The 17,046-nt window shown below is 70.2% G+C and carries 15 protein-coding genes; 3 read left to right on the top strand and 12 right to left on the bottom strand.

The genetic code is table 11. The features are described 5' to 3' along the window. Nucleotides 1-41: 41 nt before the first annotated feature. From OG272_RS35320 to OG272_RS35295, 6 genes are all read right to left on the bottom strand, one after another. The gene (locus OG272_RS35320) at nucleotides 42-1,460 is read right to left on the bottom strand and encodes an NAD(P)/FAD-dependent oxidoreductase (RefSeq protein WP_405895486.1); all 1,419 of its coding nucleotides are present in this window, start codon (nucleotides 1,458-1,460) and stop codon (nucleotides 42-44) included. A 32-nt stretch (nucleotides 1,461-1,492) separates the two neighbouring features. Beyond that, nucleotides 1,493-2,293 carry an ABC transporter permease gene (locus OG272_RS35315; RefSeq protein WP_328224128.1) on the bottom strand — a complete coding sequence of 267 codons (801 nt, stop codon included), beginning with the start codon at nucleotides 2,291-2,293 and terminating at the stop codon, nucleotides 1,493-1,495. Beyond that, nucleotides 2,294-3,226, bottom strand: a complete 933-nt coding sequence (locus OG272_RS35310; protein WP_327727611.1) for an ABC transporter permease — start codon at nucleotides 3,224-3,226, stop codon at nucleotides 2,294-2,296. It lies immediately after the preceding gene. Beyond that, complete coding sequence (locus tag OG272_RS35305; protein ID WP_327727612.1) at nucleotides 3,226-4,398, bottom strand: ABC transporter ATP-binding protein; 1,173 nt, start codon at nucleotides 4,396-4,398, stop codon at nucleotides 3,226-3,228. Before OG272_RS35305 ends, OG272_RS35310 begins: the two co-directional genes overlap by 1 nt. Before the next feature lie 8 nt (nucleotides 4,399-4,406). Then, nucleotides 4,407-5,651, bottom strand: a complete 1,245-nt coding sequence (locus tag OG272_RS35300) for a spermidine/putrescine ABC transporter substrate-binding protein (protein ID WP_327727613.1) — start codon at nucleotides 5,649-5,651, stop codon at nucleotides 4,407-4,409. Between the two features lie 83 nt (nucleotides 5,652-5,734). Further along, nucleotides 5,735-7,270: a gamma-aminobutyraldehyde dehydrogenase gene (locus OG272_RS35295; protein WP_326576588.1), complete on the bottom strand. Its 1,536-nt coding sequence runs from the start codon at nucleotides 7,268-7,270 to the stop codon at nucleotides 5,735-5,737. 211 nt (nucleotides 7,271-7,481) lie between these two features. On the opposite strand from OG272_RS35295, the gene OG272_RS35290 reads away from it, so the two are divergent. Next, the gene (locus OG272_RS35290) at nucleotides 7,482-8,048 is read left to right on the top strand and encodes an NADAR family protein (RefSeq protein WP_327732111.1); all 567 of its coding nucleotides are present in this window, start codon (nucleotides 7,482-7,484) and stop codon (nucleotides 8,046-8,048) included. Nucleotides 8,049-8,072: 24 nt separating this feature from the next. On the opposite strand, the gene OG272_RS35285 is transcribed toward OG272_RS35290, so the two are convergent. Together OG272_RS35285 and OG272_RS35280 are read right to left on the bottom strand one after the other, a co-directional pair. Continuing rightward, nucleotides 8,073-8,339: a hypothetical protein gene (locus OG272_RS35285; protein WP_405895485.1), complete on the bottom strand. Its 267-nt coding sequence runs from the start codon at nucleotides 8,337-8,339 to the stop codon at nucleotides 8,073-8,075. A gap of 46 nt (nucleotides 8,340-8,385) precedes the next feature. Continuing rightward, nucleotides 8,386-9,828, bottom strand: a complete 1,443-nt coding sequence (locus OG272_RS35280; RefSeq protein WP_405895484.1) for a DUF4190 domain-containing protein — start codon at nucleotides 9,826-9,828, stop codon at nucleotides 8,386-8,388. A 206-nt stretch (nucleotides 9,829-10,034) separates the two neighbouring features. On the opposite strand from OG272_RS35280, the gene OG272_RS35275 reads away from it, so the two are divergent. Beyond that, a complete protein-coding gene (locus OG272_RS35275; RefSeq protein WP_405895483.1) occupies nucleotides 10,035-11,147 on the top strand; it encodes an adenosine deaminase in 1,113 nt (370 codons plus the stop codon). Nucleotides 11,148-11,172: 25 nt separating this feature from the next. Further along, nucleotides 11,173-11,886, top strand: a complete 714-nt coding sequence (locus OG272_RS35270; protein WP_405895482.1) for a glycerophosphodiester phosphodiesterase — start codon at nucleotides 11,173-11,175, stop codon at nucleotides 11,884-11,886. 119 nt (nucleotides 11,887-12,005) lie between these two features. Here OG272_RS35270 and OG272_RS35265 read toward each other — a convergent pair whose 3' ends face one another. The 4 genes from OG272_RS35265 to OG272_RS35250 all read right to left on the bottom strand — a co-directional run bounded on the left by OG272_RS35265 (nucleotide 12,006) and on the right by OG272_RS35250 (nucleotide 16,921). Then, a complete protein-coding gene (locus tag OG272_RS35265) occupies nucleotides 12,006-13,688 on the bottom strand; it encodes a sigma-70 family RNA polymerase sigma factor (RefSeq protein WP_328224123.1) in 1,683 nt (560 codons plus the stop codon). Between the two features lie 148 nt (nucleotides 13,689-13,836). Further along, entirely contained in the window at nucleotides 13,837-14,382 is a 546-nt protein-coding gene (locus OG272_RS35260; protein ID WP_326576598.1) for a hypothetical protein, read from the bottom strand. Between the two features lie 82 nt (nucleotides 14,383-14,464). Next, on the bottom strand, nucleotides 14,465-15,124 hold the full coding sequence (locus OG272_RS35255; protein WP_326576600.1) for a YceI family protein: 660 nt from the start codon (nucleotides 15,122-15,124) through the stop codon (nucleotides 14,465-14,467). Between the two features lie 351 nt (nucleotides 15,125-15,475). Then, nucleotides 15,476-16,921 carry a gamma-aminobutyraldehyde dehydrogenase gene (locus OG272_RS35250; RefSeq protein ID WP_326576602.1) on the bottom strand — a complete coding sequence of 482 codons (1,446 nt, stop codon included), beginning with the start codon at nucleotides 16,919-16,921 and terminating at the stop codon, nucleotides 15,476-15,478. Between the last annotated feature and the right edge of the window lie 125 nt (nucleotides 16,922-17,046).

Here is a 17,046-nt window from a genome sequence, read left to right as displayed (position 1 = left end):
GTGCGCCCTCACGCCCTCACGCCGTCGGCGCTCTCGCTCCGTCAGCTGTCGAAGCCCAGCCCCAGCCGGTCCATGGCCTTCAGCCACAGGTTGCGGCGGCCCGCGTGGGAGTCGGCGCGGGCCAGCGACCACTTGGTGAGGGCGATGCCGGTCCAGGCGAACGGCTCCGGCGGGAACGGCAGCGGCTTCTTGCGGACCATCTCCAGCTCGGTGCGCTCGGTGTGCTCCCCGGCGAGCAGGTCGAGCATGACGTCCGCGCCGAACCGGGTGGCGCCCACGCCGAGGCCCGTGTACCCGGCCGCGTAGGCGACCCTGCCCTGGTGGGCCGTCCCGAAGAACGCCGAGAAGCGGGAGCAGGTGTCGATCGCGCCACCCCAGGCGTGGGTGAAGCGGACCCCCTCCAGCTGCGGGAAGCAGGTGAAAAAGTGCCCGGCGAGCTTGGCGTACGTCTCCGGCCGGTCGTCGTACTCGGCGCGCACCCGGCCGCCGTACTGGTAGACCGCGTCGTAGCCGCCCCAGAGGATCCGGTTGTCGGCGCTGAGCCGGAAGTAGTGGAACTGGTTGGCCGAGTCCCCGAGCCCCTGCCGGTTCTTCCAGCCGATCGCCGCCAGCTGGTCGGCGGTCAGCGGCTCGGTCATCAGGGCGTAGTCGTAGACGGGGACGGTGTACGCGCGGACGCGCTTGACCAGGCTGGGGAAGATGTTCGTGCCCAGCGCGACCTGACGGGTACGGACGTGGCCGTAGGGGGTGCGGACGGCCATGCCGGCGCCGTACGTCCTCAGGGTCAGCGCGGGGGTGTGCTCGTAGACGCGGACGCCGAGGTTCCGGCACGCCCGCTTCAGGCCCCAGGCGAGTTTGGCGGGATGGAGCATGGCGACGCCCCGGCGGTCGTGCAGGCCCGCCTCGAAGGTGGGTGAGGCGACCTGGTCGCGGACGGCGTCGGCGTCCAGGAACTCGATGCCGTCGGCGAGGCCCTCGCGGGCGATCTCGTCGTACCAGTCGCGCAGCTCCCGGGCCTGGTACGGCTCGGTGGCGACGTCGATCTCGCCGGTGCGTTCGAAGTCGCAGTCGAGGCCGTGGCGGGCGACCGCCGCCTCGATCTCGTCGAGGTTGCGGTCGCCCAGTTCCTGGAGCTTGTGGATCTCCTCGGGCCAGCGGGCGAGGCCGTTGGCCAGGCCGTGGGTGATGGAGGCGGCACAGAAGCCGCCGTTGCGGCCGGAGGCGGCCCAGCCCACCTCACGGCCTTCCAGCAGGACGACATCCCGCCCAGGGTCGCGCTCCTTGGCGATCAGCGCGGTCCACAGCCCGCTGTAGCCGCCGCCGACGACCAGCAGGTCGCAGCTCTCGGCGCCGGTGAGCGCGGGCTCGGGGTGGGGCTTGCAGGGGTCGTCGAGCCAGTACGGGACCGGCTGTGCGTCGGAAAGCGACTTCGTCCAACGGTTCATGGCGCTCGGGGCCATGATTTCAACTCCCTACAGAGTCGGCAGAGGCTTTATGCCTTGTGCTTCTTCCTGCGGTTTCCGATGGCCATTCCGGCCATCACGAACAGTACGGCGACCAGGAACATGGCCGTACCGATGACATTGATCTGGACGGGTGTGCCGCGCTGTGCCGAACCCCAGACGAACATGGGGAAGGTGACGGTCGAACCCGCGTTGAAATTGGTGATGATGAAATCGTCGAAGGAGAGCGCGAAGGCGAGCAGCGCGCCCGCCGCGATGCCCGGGGCGGCGATCGGCAGGGTGACCCGGACGAAGGTCTGGACGGGGCCCGCGTACAGGTCCCGCGCGGCCTCCTCCAGCCTCGGGTCCATCGACATCACCCGCGCCTTCACGGCGACGACGACGAAGCTGAGGCAGAACATGATGTGCGCGATGAGGATCGTCCAGAATCCCAGCTGTGCACCCATGTTGAGGAAAAGGGTGAGCAGCGAGGCGGCCATCACGACCTCGGGCATCGCCATCGGCAGGAAGATCAGCGAGTTCACCGCACCGCGCGCGCGGAAGCGGTACCGCACCAGCGCGAAGGCGATCATCGTGCCGAGGACGGTCGCGCCGAGGGTCGCCCAGGCGGCCAGCTGGAGGCTGAGCGAGAGCGAGCCGCACAGGTCGGCGACACCGCACGGGTCGGTCCAGGCGGCCGTGGAGAATTCCTGCCACTCGTAGTTGAAGCGGCCCTTCGGCTGATTGAAGGAGAAGACGGTGACGACGACGTTCGGCAGGAGCAGATATCCGAGCGTCAGAAGTCCCGCGATGACCACGAGACGGCGCTTGAGCCAGTTTATGAGGGCCATTTAAACCAGATCCTCCGTCCCCGACTTACGGATGTAGACCGTGACCATGACGAGGATCGCGGCCATGAGGATGAACGAGAGGGCCGCCGCCGTCGGATAGTCGAGGATCCGCAGGAATTGGCTCTGGATGACGTTGCCGATCATCTGGGTGTTGGTGGAGCCGAGGAGTTCGGCGTTCACGTAGTCGCCGCTCGCCGGGATGAACGTCAGCAGCGTGCCGGAGACGACACCGGGCATGGAGAGCGGGAACGTGACCTTGCGGAAGGTGGTGAACGGCTTCGCGTAGAGGTCGCCGGCCGCTTCGTGCAGCCGCCCGTCGATGCGCTCCAGCGAGGTGTAGAGCGGCAGGATCATGAACGGCAGGAAGTTGTACGTGAGGCCGCAGACCACCGCGAGCGGCGTGGCCAGCACCCGGTCCCCGGCCGTGAGGCCGAGCCAGCTGGTGACGTCCAGGACGTGCAGGGTGTCGAGGGCGCCGACGACCGGGCCGCCGTCCGACAGGATCGTCTTCCAGGCGAGGGTGCGGATCAGGAAGCTGGTGAAGAACGGGGCGATCACCAGGATCAGGATCAGATTGCGCCAGCGGCCCGCGCGGAACGCGATCAGGTACGCCAGCGGATAGCCGAGGAGCAGGCACAGGATCGTCGCCGAGCCCGCGTACAGGACCGAGCGCAGGAACTGCGGGTAGTACTCGCTCAGCGCGTCCCAGTAGGTCGCGAAGTGCCAGGTGACCTGGTAGCCGTCCTCCAGGGAGCCCGTCTGCACGGACGTGGAGGCCTGGTAGACCATCGGCATCGCGAAGAAGACCAGCAGCCAGATCAGACCGGGCGCGAGCAGCAGATACGGCGTCCAGCGACCCCTTTTCCGGGGCGGCTTCGTGGTCGGGACGGGGGCCAGGGGCGGTGGTGCCTCGGCTTCGGTGAGGGTCGACATCAGACGGCCGCCCCCTCGTCCACGCCCTCGTCCACGCCCGCGTCGATGTCCTGGGCGGCGTCCAGACCGAACGTGTGCGCGGGATTCCAGTGCAGGACGACATCCGCGCCGGGGACGAGGCGGACGTCGCGGTCGATGTTCTGGACGTACACCTCGAACTCGGGGCAGACCGAGCTGTCGATGACGTACTGCGTGGAGACGCCGATGAAGCTGGTGGCGGTGATCCTGCCGTTGACGCGGTTGCGGCCGACGGGGATGTCCCCGGCGTCGTCCGCGTGCGTGAGGGTGATCTTCTCGGGGCGTACGCCGACGAGGACCTTGCCCCCGGTCGCGGTGGGCGCGGCGCACCGCGCCTGTGGCAGGACGAGCTTGCCGTCGCCCGCCTTCAGGACGATCTCGTCGCCGCTCCTGGAGTCGACCTCGGCCTCTATGAGGTTGGAGGTGCCGAGGAAGTTGGCGACGAAGGTGGTCCGCGGGTTCTCGTACAGGTCGGTGGGTGAGCCGAGCTGCTCGACGCGGCCGCCGTTCATCACGGCGACCGTGTCGGCCATGGTCATGGCCTCCTCCTGGTCGTGCGTGACGTGGATGAAGGTGATGCCGACCTCGGTCTGGATGCGCTTCAGCTCCAGCTGCATCTGGCGGCGCAGTTTGAGGTCGAGGGCGCCGAGGGGCTCGTCGAGGAGGAGGACCTTGGGGTGGTTGATGAGGGCGCGGGCGACGGCGACGCGCTGCTGCTGGCCGCCCGACAGCTGGTGCGGCTTCTTGCGGGCCTGCTCGGCGAGCTGGACCAGCTCCAGCATCTCCTCGACCTGCTTCTTCACGCTCTTGATGCCGCGCCGGCGCAGACCGAAGGCGACGTTCTCGAAGATGTCGAGGTGCGGGAAGAGGGCGTACGACTGGAAGACCGTGTTCACCGGCCGCTTGTACGGGGGCAGGTTCGTCACGTCCTGATCGCCGAGGGAGACGCTTCCGCAGGAAGGTTCCTCCAGACCCGCGATCATGCGCAGGGTGGTCGTCTTGCCGCAGCCGGAGGCGCCGAGCAGAGCGAAGAAGGAACCGGCCGGCACGGTCAGGTCGAGCGGGTGCACGGCGGTGAAGGAGCCGTAGGTCTTGCCGATGCCGGAGAGGCGGACGTCACCGCTGCCGTTGTCTGTGCTCTTCTTGCTGGTCATCGTCCTCGTCACGCCCCTGTCAGCTTCGCGAACTTCTCTTCGTACGCCGTCTCTTCCCGCTGGCTGAGGGAGCGGAAGGCGTGTGACTTGGCTGCCATGGCCGCGTCGGGAATGATCAGCGGGTTGTTCGCCGCGTCCGGGTCGATCTTGGCCAGCTCCGCCTTCACACCGTCGACGGGGCACACGTAGTTGATGTACGCGGCGAGTTCGGCGGCCGGCTTCGGCTCGTAGTAGTAGTCGATGAGCCGTTCGGCGTTGGTCTTGTGCCGGGCCCTGTTCGGGATCAGCAGGTTGTCCGTCGAGGTCATGTAGCCGCTGTCGGGGATGACGAAGTCGACGTCCGGGCTGTCGGCCTTGAGCTGGACCACGTCACCGGCCCAGGCGATACAGGCCGCGAGGTCGCCCTTGCTGAGGTCCGAGATGTAGTCGTTGCCGGTGAAGCGGCGGATCTGGCCGTTGTCGACGGCCTTCTGGAGGCGGGCGATCGCCGCGTCGTAGTCGTCGTCGCCGAACGTCGCCGGATCCTTGCCCATGTCCAGCAGGGTCATCCCGATGCTGTCGCGCATCTCGGAGAGGAAGCCGATGCGGCCCTTCAGCTTCGGGTTGTCGAGCATGTCGGAGACGGACTGCACCTCCTCGCCGTCCAGGGCCTTCTTGTTGTAGGCGATGACGGTCGAGATGCCCTGCCAGGGGTACGAGTAGGCGCGCCCCGGGTCCCAGTCCGGGTCGCGGAACTGCTGGGAGAGGTTCATGAAGGCATGCGGGAGGTTGGACGCGTCCAGTTTCTGCACCCACCCGAAGCGGATCAGCCTGGCCGCCAGCCAGTCGGTGACGCAGATGAGGTCACGCCCGGTGTCCTGACCGGCCGCGAGCTGCGGCTTGATCTTGCCGAAGAACTCGACGTTGTCGTTGATGTCCTCGCTGTACTTGACCTTGATGCCGGTGCGCCGGGTGAACTGCTCCAGGCTGGGGTGACGCTTGCCGCTGTCGTCGATGTCCATGTAATCGGTCCAGTTGGAGAAGTCGACCTCCTTCTCCTTGGCCGAGTGGTCCTCTGACGAGACGCCCGAGGTGTTCTTCGCCGCGGGGATGCCGCAGGCGCTCAGCGCGCCGAGCCCGCCGATCGCGAGTGCGCCGCCGGTTCCGGCGCGCAGCAGCGAACGGCGGCTGAGGGCGGCCCTGCCGCTGGTGAGGCTGCGCCGCACGGCGGCCGCCTGGGCCGGTGACAGGCGGTCGGGCTCGTACTGCTCCATGCGCGTGATGCCCTTTCGGAGGGGCCCTTTCGGGAGGGTGGGCGGAGAGCGGCCGGGGGTCGGGCGGCCGGTCCCCGGGCTGACTAGCGGTCCCCGAAGATCGTGCGGTGCCAGTCCTTCCTGGCGATCGCCGTATTGTCGAACATGACGTGCTTGATCTGGGTGTACTCCTCGAACGAGTACACGGACATGTCCTTGCCGAAGCCGGAGGCCTTGTAGCCGCCGTGCGGCATCTCGCTGATGATCGGGATGTGGTCGTTGACCCACACGCACCCGGCCTTGATCTCGCGGGTGGCGCGGCCCGTCCGGTACACGTCCCGGCTCCAGGCGGAGGCGGCGAGGCCGTACGGTGTGTCGTTCGCGAGCCGGATTCCCTCGTCGTCGCTGTCGAAGGGCAGGACCACGAGCACCGGCCCGAAGATCTCCGACTGGACGATCTCGCTGTCCTGGGCGGCGTCCGCGACGAGCGTGGGCCGATAGTAGGCCCCGTTCTTGAGATCTCCCTGTGGTGCCTCGCCACCGGTGACCACGCGCGCGTACGCGCGTGCCCGCTCGACGAATCCGGCGACACGGTCGCGCTGGACGTGGGAGATCAGCGGACCGAGGTCGGTGCCCGGGGCGAAGGGGTCGCCGAGCCGGACGGTCTCCATGAGGGCGGCCGTCCGCGCGACGAACTCCTCGTAGAGGGGCCGCTGCACGTACGCGCGCGTGGCGGCCGTGCAGTCCTGCCCGGTGTTGATGAGGGCACCCGCGACCGCGCCGTGGACGGCGGCCTCCAGGTCGGCGTCGTCGAAGACCACGAACGGGGCCTTGCCGCCCAGCTCCAGATGGATGCGCTTGACGGTGGCCGTGGCGATCTCGGCGACACGCTTGCCGACGGCCGTGGACCCCGTGAAGGAGGTCATGACCACGTCGGGGTGCCCGACGAGATGTTCACCGGCGTCCTTGCCGGTCCCGGTGACGACGTTGATCACGCCGTCGGGGATTCCGGCGTCCGTGGCGGCCTGCGCGAAGAGCAGCGAGGTGAGCGGGGTGGTCTCGGCGGGCTTCAGGACGATCGTGTTGCCCGCGGCGACCGCCGGGAGGATCTTCCAGGCGGCCATCTGGAGCGGATAGTTCCAGGGCGCGATCGAACCGACCACGCCGATGGGTTCACGGCGTACGTACGAGGTGTGGTCGCCGGAGTACTCGCCGGCCGACTGGCCCTGCAGGTGCCGGGCGGCGCCCGCGAAGAACGCGGTGTTGTCGAGGGTGCCGGGCACGTCGAACTCGCGCGTCAGTTTGAGCGGCTTCCCGCACTGCAGGGACTCGGCCCGGGCGAACTCCTCCGCGCGGTCCGCCAGGACCGCGGCGAAGCGGTGCAGGGCGTCGGACCGCTCGCCGGGCGTGGTGGCGGCCCAGCCGGGGAACGCCGCGAGGGCGGCGGCGACGGCCGCGTCCACGTCGTCCGGGCCGGCCAGCTCGTAGGTGAGGACCTCGTCGCCGGTCGCGGGGTCGACGACCGCGTGGGTACGGCCCGATGTGCCCTTCGTCAGGCGGCCGGCGATGTACTGCGCGCCGGCCGCGAAGCGGTCCTGTGCGGGGAATCGTTCCGGGGCGGCGGTGCCCGGGTTCTGCATGTCGCTCTCCTCCGCCGGTACCCCCTCTGTCCCGGGGGCGGGTGGCGTAGCTCCAGCTCGATTTGAGTGCCGATCCTGACAGAGCCATGCGGCGCCAACAAGGGATTCCGTTGTTGCCTTTTGGTTACGCGACGGAATCTGTCGACCAGGTGTCCATCCGGGACGGAAAATCGAGGACGGTTTGTCGGTGGCGGCTGCCAGACTCGTCGGCATGGAGAAGATCGATTCTTGGGAGACGCTCACCGGAGCGGTCCGAGCGGGGGCAAGGGTCACGTACCTGCACTTCTGGGGACACCGTCCCCGGCCCGACGGCCGGATCGGCGCGAGCTGTCTGAGCCAGTGGTGGCCGTCACCGTTCACGGTGGACGGCGTGGAGTACGCGACGGCAGAGCACTGGATGATGGCGTCGAAGGCCCGGCTCTTCGGGGACCCGGAGGCGGAGCGCAGGGCCGTCGCCGCGTCGAGCCCCGCCCAGGCCAAGAAGATCGGGCGACTGGTCCGCGGCTTCGACGACGCCCTGTGGCAGCGGGAGCGCTTCGGCATCGTCGTCGAGGGCAGCTTCCACAAGTTCGCCGCCCACGCCGAGCTGCGGACGTTCCTCCTGGGCACGGGGAACCGGGTGCTCGTCGAGGCCAGCCCTCTCGACCGTGTCTGGGGCATCGGCCTCGCCGCGGACGACGAACGCGCCATGGACCCCGCGCGGTGGCGGGGCCCCAATCTGCTGGGCTTCGCGCTGATGGCGGCCCGGGAGAGACTGCTGAGCGGGGTCGACGCCTGAGCGCTCCGCCGGGAGCCCGGTCCATCATCCGCGGGTGCGTCGTGACCGGTCGGGCCATGCGGCGGAGCCGCGCATCGTCACGGCTCCGCGCATCGTCACGGCTCCGCGCATCGTCACGGCTCCGCGCATCGTCACGGCTCCGCGCATCGTCACGGCTCCGGCTCCGCGCATCGTCACGGCTCCGGCTCCGCGCATCGTCACGGCTCCGGCTCCGCGCATCGTCACGGCTCCGGCTCCGCGCATCGTCACGGCTCCGGCTCCGCGCATCGTCACGGCTCCGGCTCCGCGCATCGTCACGGCTCCGTGCCCCTTCGGGGCACTGTCGCCCGGTGGGGTACTAGCCGACGCGGGGCGAGAAGACCTCGGCGGCGTGGGTCGCGTCGCCGTCGCCGGGCGGCAGCACCAGGGACAGCGACGTGGAGTAGCTGTCGTCGAAGGGGGCGGGGTCCGAGTCGTAGTCGGCGCTGCCGGGCGCCACGACGATGAGGACGATGAAGCCGATGCCGAGCAGGATGCCGACCACTCCGCAGATGATCCCGGCCAGTGCGTGCCCCGGGTTCGTCGCCTCGCCCCGGCGCGCCTTGACCCGACCGATGGACCCGAAGATCACGGCCATGACCCCGAGCAGGATCGCCAGCGGCCACAGACAGAAGAGCACGGCGGCACAGATGCCGAGCACCATCGCCGCGATCCCCATCCCGTTGCTCGGCGGCGGCGCCATCGCGGGCCAGGCGTAGGCCGCGCCGGGGGCGGGGTAGCCGGTGCCGGGGTAGCCGACACCGGGGTGGGCGTGGGCACCCGGGTACGCCGGGTACTGGGGATAGCCGTACGGGACCTGGCCGGGCCCTTCGGGGCCGATGGGCGGCGGCGGGACGGCGGCACCGGGGGCGGGGGCGGGGGCGGGGGCGGCGTAGGGGGCGCCGACTGCCGGTGGCGGGTAGGACGCGTGGGGTGCGCCGGGTGTGTGAGGTGCCTGGGCGGCGGGCGGGGCGAACGGGTTGTAGCCGGAGGTGGTGGACGTGGCGGACTGCGGGCCGCCCGGGGGTGCGAACGCGCCGGGGCCGGCCCAGGGCTGCGGTGCCGTGGGGGCCTGGGGAGAAGTCGGCGCGGTCGGCACCGGGCCGCTCTCGTCCACTCCCGGCATGGACACGACCGTCATCTGGTCGTGCACCGAGGGGGCGGGGCGGGTGGGGCTGCCCGGCGCCGGGGTGTCGGCGGGCACGGCCCAGGGATCGCGGGGAGGCGCGGCGTCGGCGGGGGCAGCGGACGGGGCCGACCCGGCGTACGAAACCGGCGCACCGGGCCCGGTGGAGCCCGTGGGCGGCACCGGTGCGCTCGGCCCGGCGGAACCCACGGCCCCGGCGGGCTCGCCGAAGTCGGCAGGCCCCGCGGACACGGTCGGCTTGTCCAGCGCGACCTTCGGGGCCGGGACCGCGTCCTCGGGCTGCGGGACGGCGGCCTGCGCGGCCGGCAGGGGGATGCCGTCGCCCACCGTCAGCATGTCGGCGTCGGCGGCGACCGACGGCGGTACGGCGTCCTCGGTCAGCGTCGGCAGAGTGGCACCATCCACCACCACCGGCGGCACGGCATCGTCGGTCAGCGTCGGCAGAGTGGCGCCGTCCACGACTGTCGGCAGGGCGGCATCGTCGGCCGCCGTCGGCAGCGGGGCCCCGTCGGCGACCGTCGGTGGCGGTGTCGGGACGCGGTCCTGTGGAGGTGCCCACGGGTCCGGCTGCGGGTCGGCCGGTCTCTCCGGAGCAGGTGCCTCGTCGGATGACATGAGTGGGTCCCCCTGTAGCGTTCCGTGCCGTTCTGCGTCGTCTTTTCCGTCGTACGCGATCAGCTGTACGTTCGGTCATGCTAAGGCCCGGGGTTGGGCGTGCGGGCAGCCGCCTACGATGATCCCCGAGTCATCGATCAGCCGATCACCCGCGTCCCCCGACGAAGACCACGGTCCGGGGCGGACGCCGTTCCCGGGGAGGAACCTTGACCGACCACCGCACCGCACAGGGCGTGCCCGTGGCCCCCGCCGTCGCCGGCACGTCCGCCGCTCCCGGCGCCTTTGGCACCCGCGACCTGCACGCCTTCATCGCCGGTCTGCCCAAGGCCGAACTGCATGTGCACCACGTCGGCTCCGCCTCTCCCCGTATCGTCGCGGAACTGGCCGCCCGCCACCCCGACTCCGCGGTGCCGACGGACCCCGAAGCGCTCGCGGACTACTTCTCGTTCACGGACTTCGCCCACTTCATCCAGGTGTATCTGTCCGTCGTCGACCTGATCCGCACCCCGGAGGACGTCCGGCTGCTGACGTTCGAGGTGGCGCGGGACCTCGCCCGGCAGCAGGTGCGGTACGCCGAGCTGACCGTCACGCCGTACTCCTCCACCCGTCGCGGGATCGACGAGCGGGCCTTCATGGAGGCGATCGAGGACGCGCGGAAGGCGGCGGAGGCCGAGTTCGGGACCGTACTGCGGTGGTGCTTCGACATTCCGGGCGAGGCGGGGCTGGTCTCGGCCGAGGAGACCGTCCGGCTCGCCACGGACGACCGGCTGCGGCCGGAGGGGCTGGTGTCGTTCGGGCTCGGCGGGCCCGAGGTCGGCGTGCCGAGGCCGCAGTTCAAGCCGTACTTCGACCGCGCGATCGCGGCCGGGCTGCACTCCGTGCCGCACGCCGGCGAGACCACCGGCCCCGAGACGGTGTGGGACGCGCTCCACCACCTGCGCGCGGAGCGCATCGGGCACGGCACCAGTTCGGCCCGCGACCCGAAGCTGCTCGCCCACCTCGCCGAGCACCGCATCGCCCTGGAGGTCTGCCCGACCTCGAACATAGCCACGCGCGCGGTCCGCACCCTCGACGAGCACCCCATCAAGGAGTTCGTGCGGGCCGGGGTCCTGGTCACCATCAACTCCGACGACCCGCCGATGTTCGGCACCGACCTCAACACCGAGTACGCGGTCGCCGCGCGCCTCCTCGACCTCGACGAGCAGGGGCTGGCCGCGCTGGCGAAGAACGCGGTGGACGCGTCCTTCCTCGACGAGCCCGGCAAGGCCCGCGTCTCCGCCGAGATCGACACCTACACATCAGCCTGGCTGACCCCCTGACACGATCGGGACCCTCATCACCCTCATGCGCACCGTGACAGCCGTCGCCCATCGCGGCGCCCCCTACCGCCACCGTGAGAACACGCTCGACTCCCTGCGCGCCGGGCTCGAACTGGGCGCGGACGCCGTCGAGTTCGACGTACGGACGACCCGTGACGGCGTGCCCGTCCTGCTCCACGACGCGACGCTGAACCGGCTCTGGGAGCTGGACCGGCCGCTGGCCGCGCTCTCCGCCGCGGAGCTGCGCGGGCTGACGGCCGACGGGGTGCCGACGCTGGCCGACGCGCTGCTCACCACCCGGAGCAGCCGGGTCATGGTCGACCTGCCGGGCTCGGTGAACCCCCGGGCGGTGCGGCAGATCCTCGGTGTCGTACGGGAGCGCGACGCCGAGGACCGCGTCTACTACAGCGCGGACCCGCCCACCCTGCTCGCCGTCCGCGCCGCCGCCCCCACCGCCGAGCTCGCCCTCACCTGGAAGACCCTCGCCCCACCCCGCCCCGCCCTGCTCGACGCGATCCGCCCCCGCTGGCTCAACTACCGCTTCGGCCTGCTCACCCACGCCCTCGCGGACCGCGTCCACCACGACGGCTACCTCCTCTCCGCCTGGACCCCCGACACCCGCCGCTCCATGCGTCGCCTGATCGGCCTGGGCGTCGACTCGATCACGACGAACCGAGTCGACACCCTGTGCGCACTGAGGCAGCATCCCCGAACCGAGGCCGAGGACAGCGCCCTCTAGGGGGCGCGGGGAACTGCGCGAACAGCCACGACACACCCGCACACGCCCTCCGGGGTCCCGAGCCCCTGGACGCTCAGCGACACCCCGCGGCCGCATACGGCGGGGAGCCGACGAGGCCGTTACACCTCCGACCGCTGCTCCACCGTCGCCGCGTCCTGAGGCTTCTCCCGCGTGACGTACTGCGGTACGGGGGCCGAGTCCCGGCCGTTGTCGCGGACGAGGCCGTAGCGACGGGCGCCCCGGTCGGGCCCTTGGGTGATGTCCTCGGTGACGCTGTCCCAGGTGGAGGGGGCGACGGTGATGCCGTAGTCGGCGCCGCGTTCGTTCTGGGTGAGGGTGACCGTGCCGTCGAGATAGAAGTACTCGTTCTGCCACATCTGTTGGGTGCCTGCGGGCAGGACCGTGTATCCGGTGTCGGGCCCGCCCATGCCGGAGGTCTCGCCGTCGGCGGAGGTCGGATCGTCCATGCGGCGGCCGCCGCCCGAGGCGACGTGGAAGAGCTTGCCCTTCAGGCCGGTCCAGGACGGCATGACCAGGCCGCCCGCCCGGTACTGCGGCGAGATCTGCCAGCGGACCAGGACATAACCCTCGCCCGTGAAGGTCACGGCGTCGCCCCGGTGGTTCATCACGGTCCGCGTGCCGCCACTGCTCGTGAGGCCGGACTCCGGCCGGCGCGGGAGGGCGCCGGGCGGGGTGTCCGGGTCCGGCGCCGCGTCCACGACGTCGACGACGGTGCCGTAGAGATCGGCCTTCTTCGTCGCGGACGGGGAGACGGAGGGGGACGGCGTCGGCGAGGTGGAGGGCGAGGGGCCCCGGGGCTTCGAAACCTCGGGCGCGCGGGCCGTGCTGAGCGCCGTGGGCGCGGCCTGCGCGGGCCGGTCCTGCGGGGGCTGCGTCACGACGTACGCGCCCCCGGCGACGATCGACGCACTCGCCGTCACCGCGACGGCGGGCTTGGCGAGGGCGCCGAGCACCTTGGCGGACCAGCCCACGGAGGCGGTCGCGGCGGTCGCCGCCACGGCGGTCTTCCCGCCGAACGCCAGGGACAGCGTGAAACCGACGGGGACGGGCACCAGGGCCAGGCCGACGAGGAGGCGTTCGGCGGGGACGACGACCTCGCCGGGGCGGCCGTGGCCGTCGCAGCGGGCGCAGCCTCGGATGTGCCGGGCGATGCGCTTGCGCCACACCGAGTCGGGCCGCCCGCTCCAACGGGCGGTGACCCGGCCCAGGTCGGAGCAGGAGGAGTCGAGGGCGCGGACGATGCCCCGCGCGGTCTCCAGACGGGCCTTCATCCGCTGGACGCGCACGGCGGCATGCTGCCGGCTGATGCCGACGGCGGCGGCGAGCTCGCGCCGGGTGAGTTCGCCCGCGACCTCCAGCCACCACAGCGAGAGCAGCTGGCGGTCCTCGCCGTCGAGCCAGCGGACCGCTTCCGCGACCTCTTTCCGCTGGCCCTCCAACTGCAGCCGCAGCACGGTCAGCTCGGCGAAGTCGGTGGCGCCCTGGGCGGCGCTGTCGTCGAGCTGGTCGGCGGTGCGGCGGCGCGCCCGGTCCCGTATCTGCCGCATCGCGATCGCGACCAGCCAGGAGCGGAAGCTGTCCGGATCGCGCAGCGTGTCGAGGTTGTCGACGGCGCGCAGCATGGTCTCCTGCACGACGTCGTCGACATCGGCGTGGCCGTTGAGGGCCCGGCCGACGATGTTGTAGACGAGGGGCAGCCAGCCCTCGACCAGTTCGTCGAGGGCGCGCCGGTCCCCTGTCTGTGCGGCCGCGATGGTGGCGCGCCACTGCCGCCCGTCCACGTACGTTCCCTCCGGTCCCGCTGGGCTCACCCTGTTCACTCGGCTGTGTTCCGTACCTTCTCAGCCATCGCTGTGACGTGGGGATCCTCCGAGGCGGAGATCACACTGCTCATACGGCTCGCTCCTGTACGTGGGGAAACAGGGGTGCCTACGGAGACGGTGTGGAGGCGGCCGGGATAACAGTTTTTCGGTCCCACCCGTCGGTGAGCGCCTCCAGCCGCTTGATCCGCCGCCGAACGACGTACAGCGGGATCACCCCGAACACACCGAACGACATGTCGATCACCGTCCACCAGAAGGGGATGCCCCGGATCGGCCCGCAGATCAGGGCCAGCGGGATGATTCCCGCGCAGGCGATCATGCCGAACTCGACGACCCAGATGTTGCGGACCGGGTCACGGTAGGGGCCGTAGAAGGCCACCGCGATCACGAGGTGGGCGAAGGCCAGCCAGTCCGTGCCGTACAGGAGGAACGGGTACTCGGCGTCGGCCTCGTCGAGCCCCGCCCGTACGCGTTCGATCCACTCCACGAGCGCCGGCAGGTACTCCCCCACGGACAGCGATCGCAGCAACTCCTCGGTCCAGCGCAGCTCGTGGACGAGTGGGAAGGCCGTGGCGCCGCTCAGCACCAGACTGACGACGAAGAAGACCAGCCACGCACGGATGCCCTTCAACAGGGCGGCTCTGTCGCTCATGCGGTGAGCGTACGCCCCGTCTTGAACGCGTTCAAAAGTGGGGGCCCGGCATGCCGGGCCCCCACGAGAACGCAGCAGGCCGTCAGCCGCCGGGAATCGTGCGGATCGCGGCGATGTCGAATTGCAGGCGCACCTTCTCGCTCACCATGGCGCCCCCCTCCGCGAGCCGCTGGTTGTACATAAGGCCCCATTCGGAACGATTGATGGTGGTCGTCCCGTCGAAACCGACCCGCTCGTATCCGAACGGGTCCATGACGTGCCCTATATAGGTGAGTTCCAGATCCACAGGCCGGGTGATGCTCTTGATCGTGAGTTCGCCGGCCATGCGGTAGACATCGTTGCCCACGGGTCGCACCGCCGTACTGACGAAGCGCATACGCGGATAGGTCGCGGCGTCCAGGAAGTCGCGGCCCATCAGATGGGCGTCGCGTTGTTCCACTCCGGTATCGACGGACGTGGTGGACAGAACTATCTCGGCCCGTGAACGAGCAGGATCACGGCCGTCGAAGTAGAGCCGGCTCTGATACTCGGTGAACGCACCGCGCACGGTCGTCACCAGGGCATGCCGGACGGAGAAACCGATACGGCTGTGCGCCGCGTCGATCATCCATTCGCCGGTCAGCGTCGCCAGGGTGGGATCGGGCGGGCCGTCGGGACCGAAAGCCGGGGACTCGTGGGGGAGTTGTGAGGCTGTGGGGGATGCCGGGCGGCGCAGGGACGCAGCACGGGTGAACAGGTTCATGATTCACGTAACTACGGCACGACGGAATTTGCCGCAACCCTTCGTCGGCTGATCCGTCAGGTCCGAATCGACACCGAAAGGCTGATAAAGCGCCACCGCGCGGCAGACAATTGCACTATCTCCACAGGGTCGCCACGAATTGCCCGCCGAAATTCATCTCGGGAAGACCGGAATACGCCCCTCGGATTCAGGACCGGTCCTCGAGCGGCACGGGGATGCGGTCCCGCACCGGACACGGAACGAGACCGCGGTGACAGAAGTCCACGGGGAACCGGGCGGGCCGCAGGCCCGATCAGGGGCGCGGGGAACCGCGCGACCGGCCACAGACACCCCGCGCCCGTCGACGAACCCTCAGTCCAACGACGTCATCACGTGCTTGATCCGCGTGTAGTCGTCGAACCCATAACCCGAGAGATCCTTGCCGTACCCCGACTTCTTGAACCCGCCGTGCGGCATCTCGGCGACCAGCGCGATGTGCGTGTTGATCCACACGCACCCGAAGTCCAACGCCTTCGACATGCGCATCGCCCGCCCGTGGTCCTTCGTCCACACGGACGACGCGAGCGCGTACTCGACCCCGTTCGCCCAGCCGACGGCCTGCTCCTCGTCGGTGAACGACTGAACCGTGATGACCGGCCCGAAGACCTCCCGCTGGATGATCTCGTCGTCCTGCTTCAGCCCGGAGACGACGGTCGCCGCGTAGAAGTACCCCTTCTCGCCGACCTGGTGGCCACCCGCCTCGACCTTGGCGTGGGCCGGCAGCCGCTCGATGAACCCGGCCACCTGCTTGAGCTGGTTGGGGTTGTTCAGCGGCCCGTACAGCACGTCCTCGTCGTCCGGCTGCCCGGTCTTCGTCTCGGCCGCCGCCTTCGCGAGCGCGGCCACGAACTCGTCGTGGATGCCCTCCTGGACGAGGACGCGGGTCGCGGCCGTACAGTCCTGCCCGGCGTTGAAGAAGCCCGCCACCGAGATCTCCTCGACGGCCTTGGCGATGTCGGTGTCGGCGAACACGACGACCGGCGCCTTGCCGCCCAGCTCCAGGTGGACGCGCTTGAGGTCCTTGGACGCGGACTCGGCGACGGACATACCGGCCCGCACGGACCCGGTGATGGACGCCATGGCCGGAGTCGGGTGCTCGACCATCAGCCGACCCGTGTCACGGTCGCCCGTGATCACGTTGAAGACGCCCTTCGGCAGGATCGCCCCGATGATCTCCGCGATGAGAACGGTCGACGCCGGCGTCGTGTCCGACGGCTTCAGCACGACCGTGTTGCCCGCGGCGATCGCCGGCGCGAACTTCCACACGGCCATCATCATCGGGTAGTTCCACGGCGCGACCTGGGCGCAGACACCGACCGGCTCACGGCGGACGATCGAGGTCATCCCCTCCATGTACTCGCCGGCCGACCGGCCCTCCAGCATCCGCGCGGCGCCCGCGAAGAAGCGGATCTGGTCCACCATCGGCGGGATCTCCTCGGAGCGGGTCAGCCCGATCGGCTTGCCCGTGTTCTCCACCTCCGCCGCGATGAGCTCCTCGGCCCGCTCCTCGAACGCGTCGGCGATCTTCAGCAGGGCTTTCTGGCGCTCGGCCGGGGTCGTGTCCCGCCAGGCCGGGAACGCGGCCGCGGCGGCGGCCATGGCCGCGTCGACGTCGGCCTGGCCGGACAGGGGCGCGGTCGCGTAGGCCTCGCCCGTCGCGGGGTTGACCACCTCGGTGGTCCGTCCGTCGACGGCGTCACGGAATTCCCCGTCGATGTAGTTACGTAGCTTGCGCAGCCGACCCAGCTCGGTACTCACTGCCGGCCCTCCAGATGTGGGTGTCCAGGTTGGGGTGTCCATCCCTTGAGACACCACCCTAATCCGCCGCCCCACGTTTTCAACACCCCCGACACCCCGCCGACTGCGAAATCCGCAAGCTAAGA

Origin of the sequence: Streptomyces sp. NBC_00104 (genome assembly GCF_045160825.1) — a bacterium.
Taxonomy (GTDB): domain Bacteria; phylum Actinomycetota; class Actinomycetes; order Streptomycetales; family Streptomycetaceae; genus Streptomyces.
The sequence above is the reverse complement of the archived record's forward strand: the minus strand, read 5'-3'. Positions and strand labels throughout refer to the sequence as shown.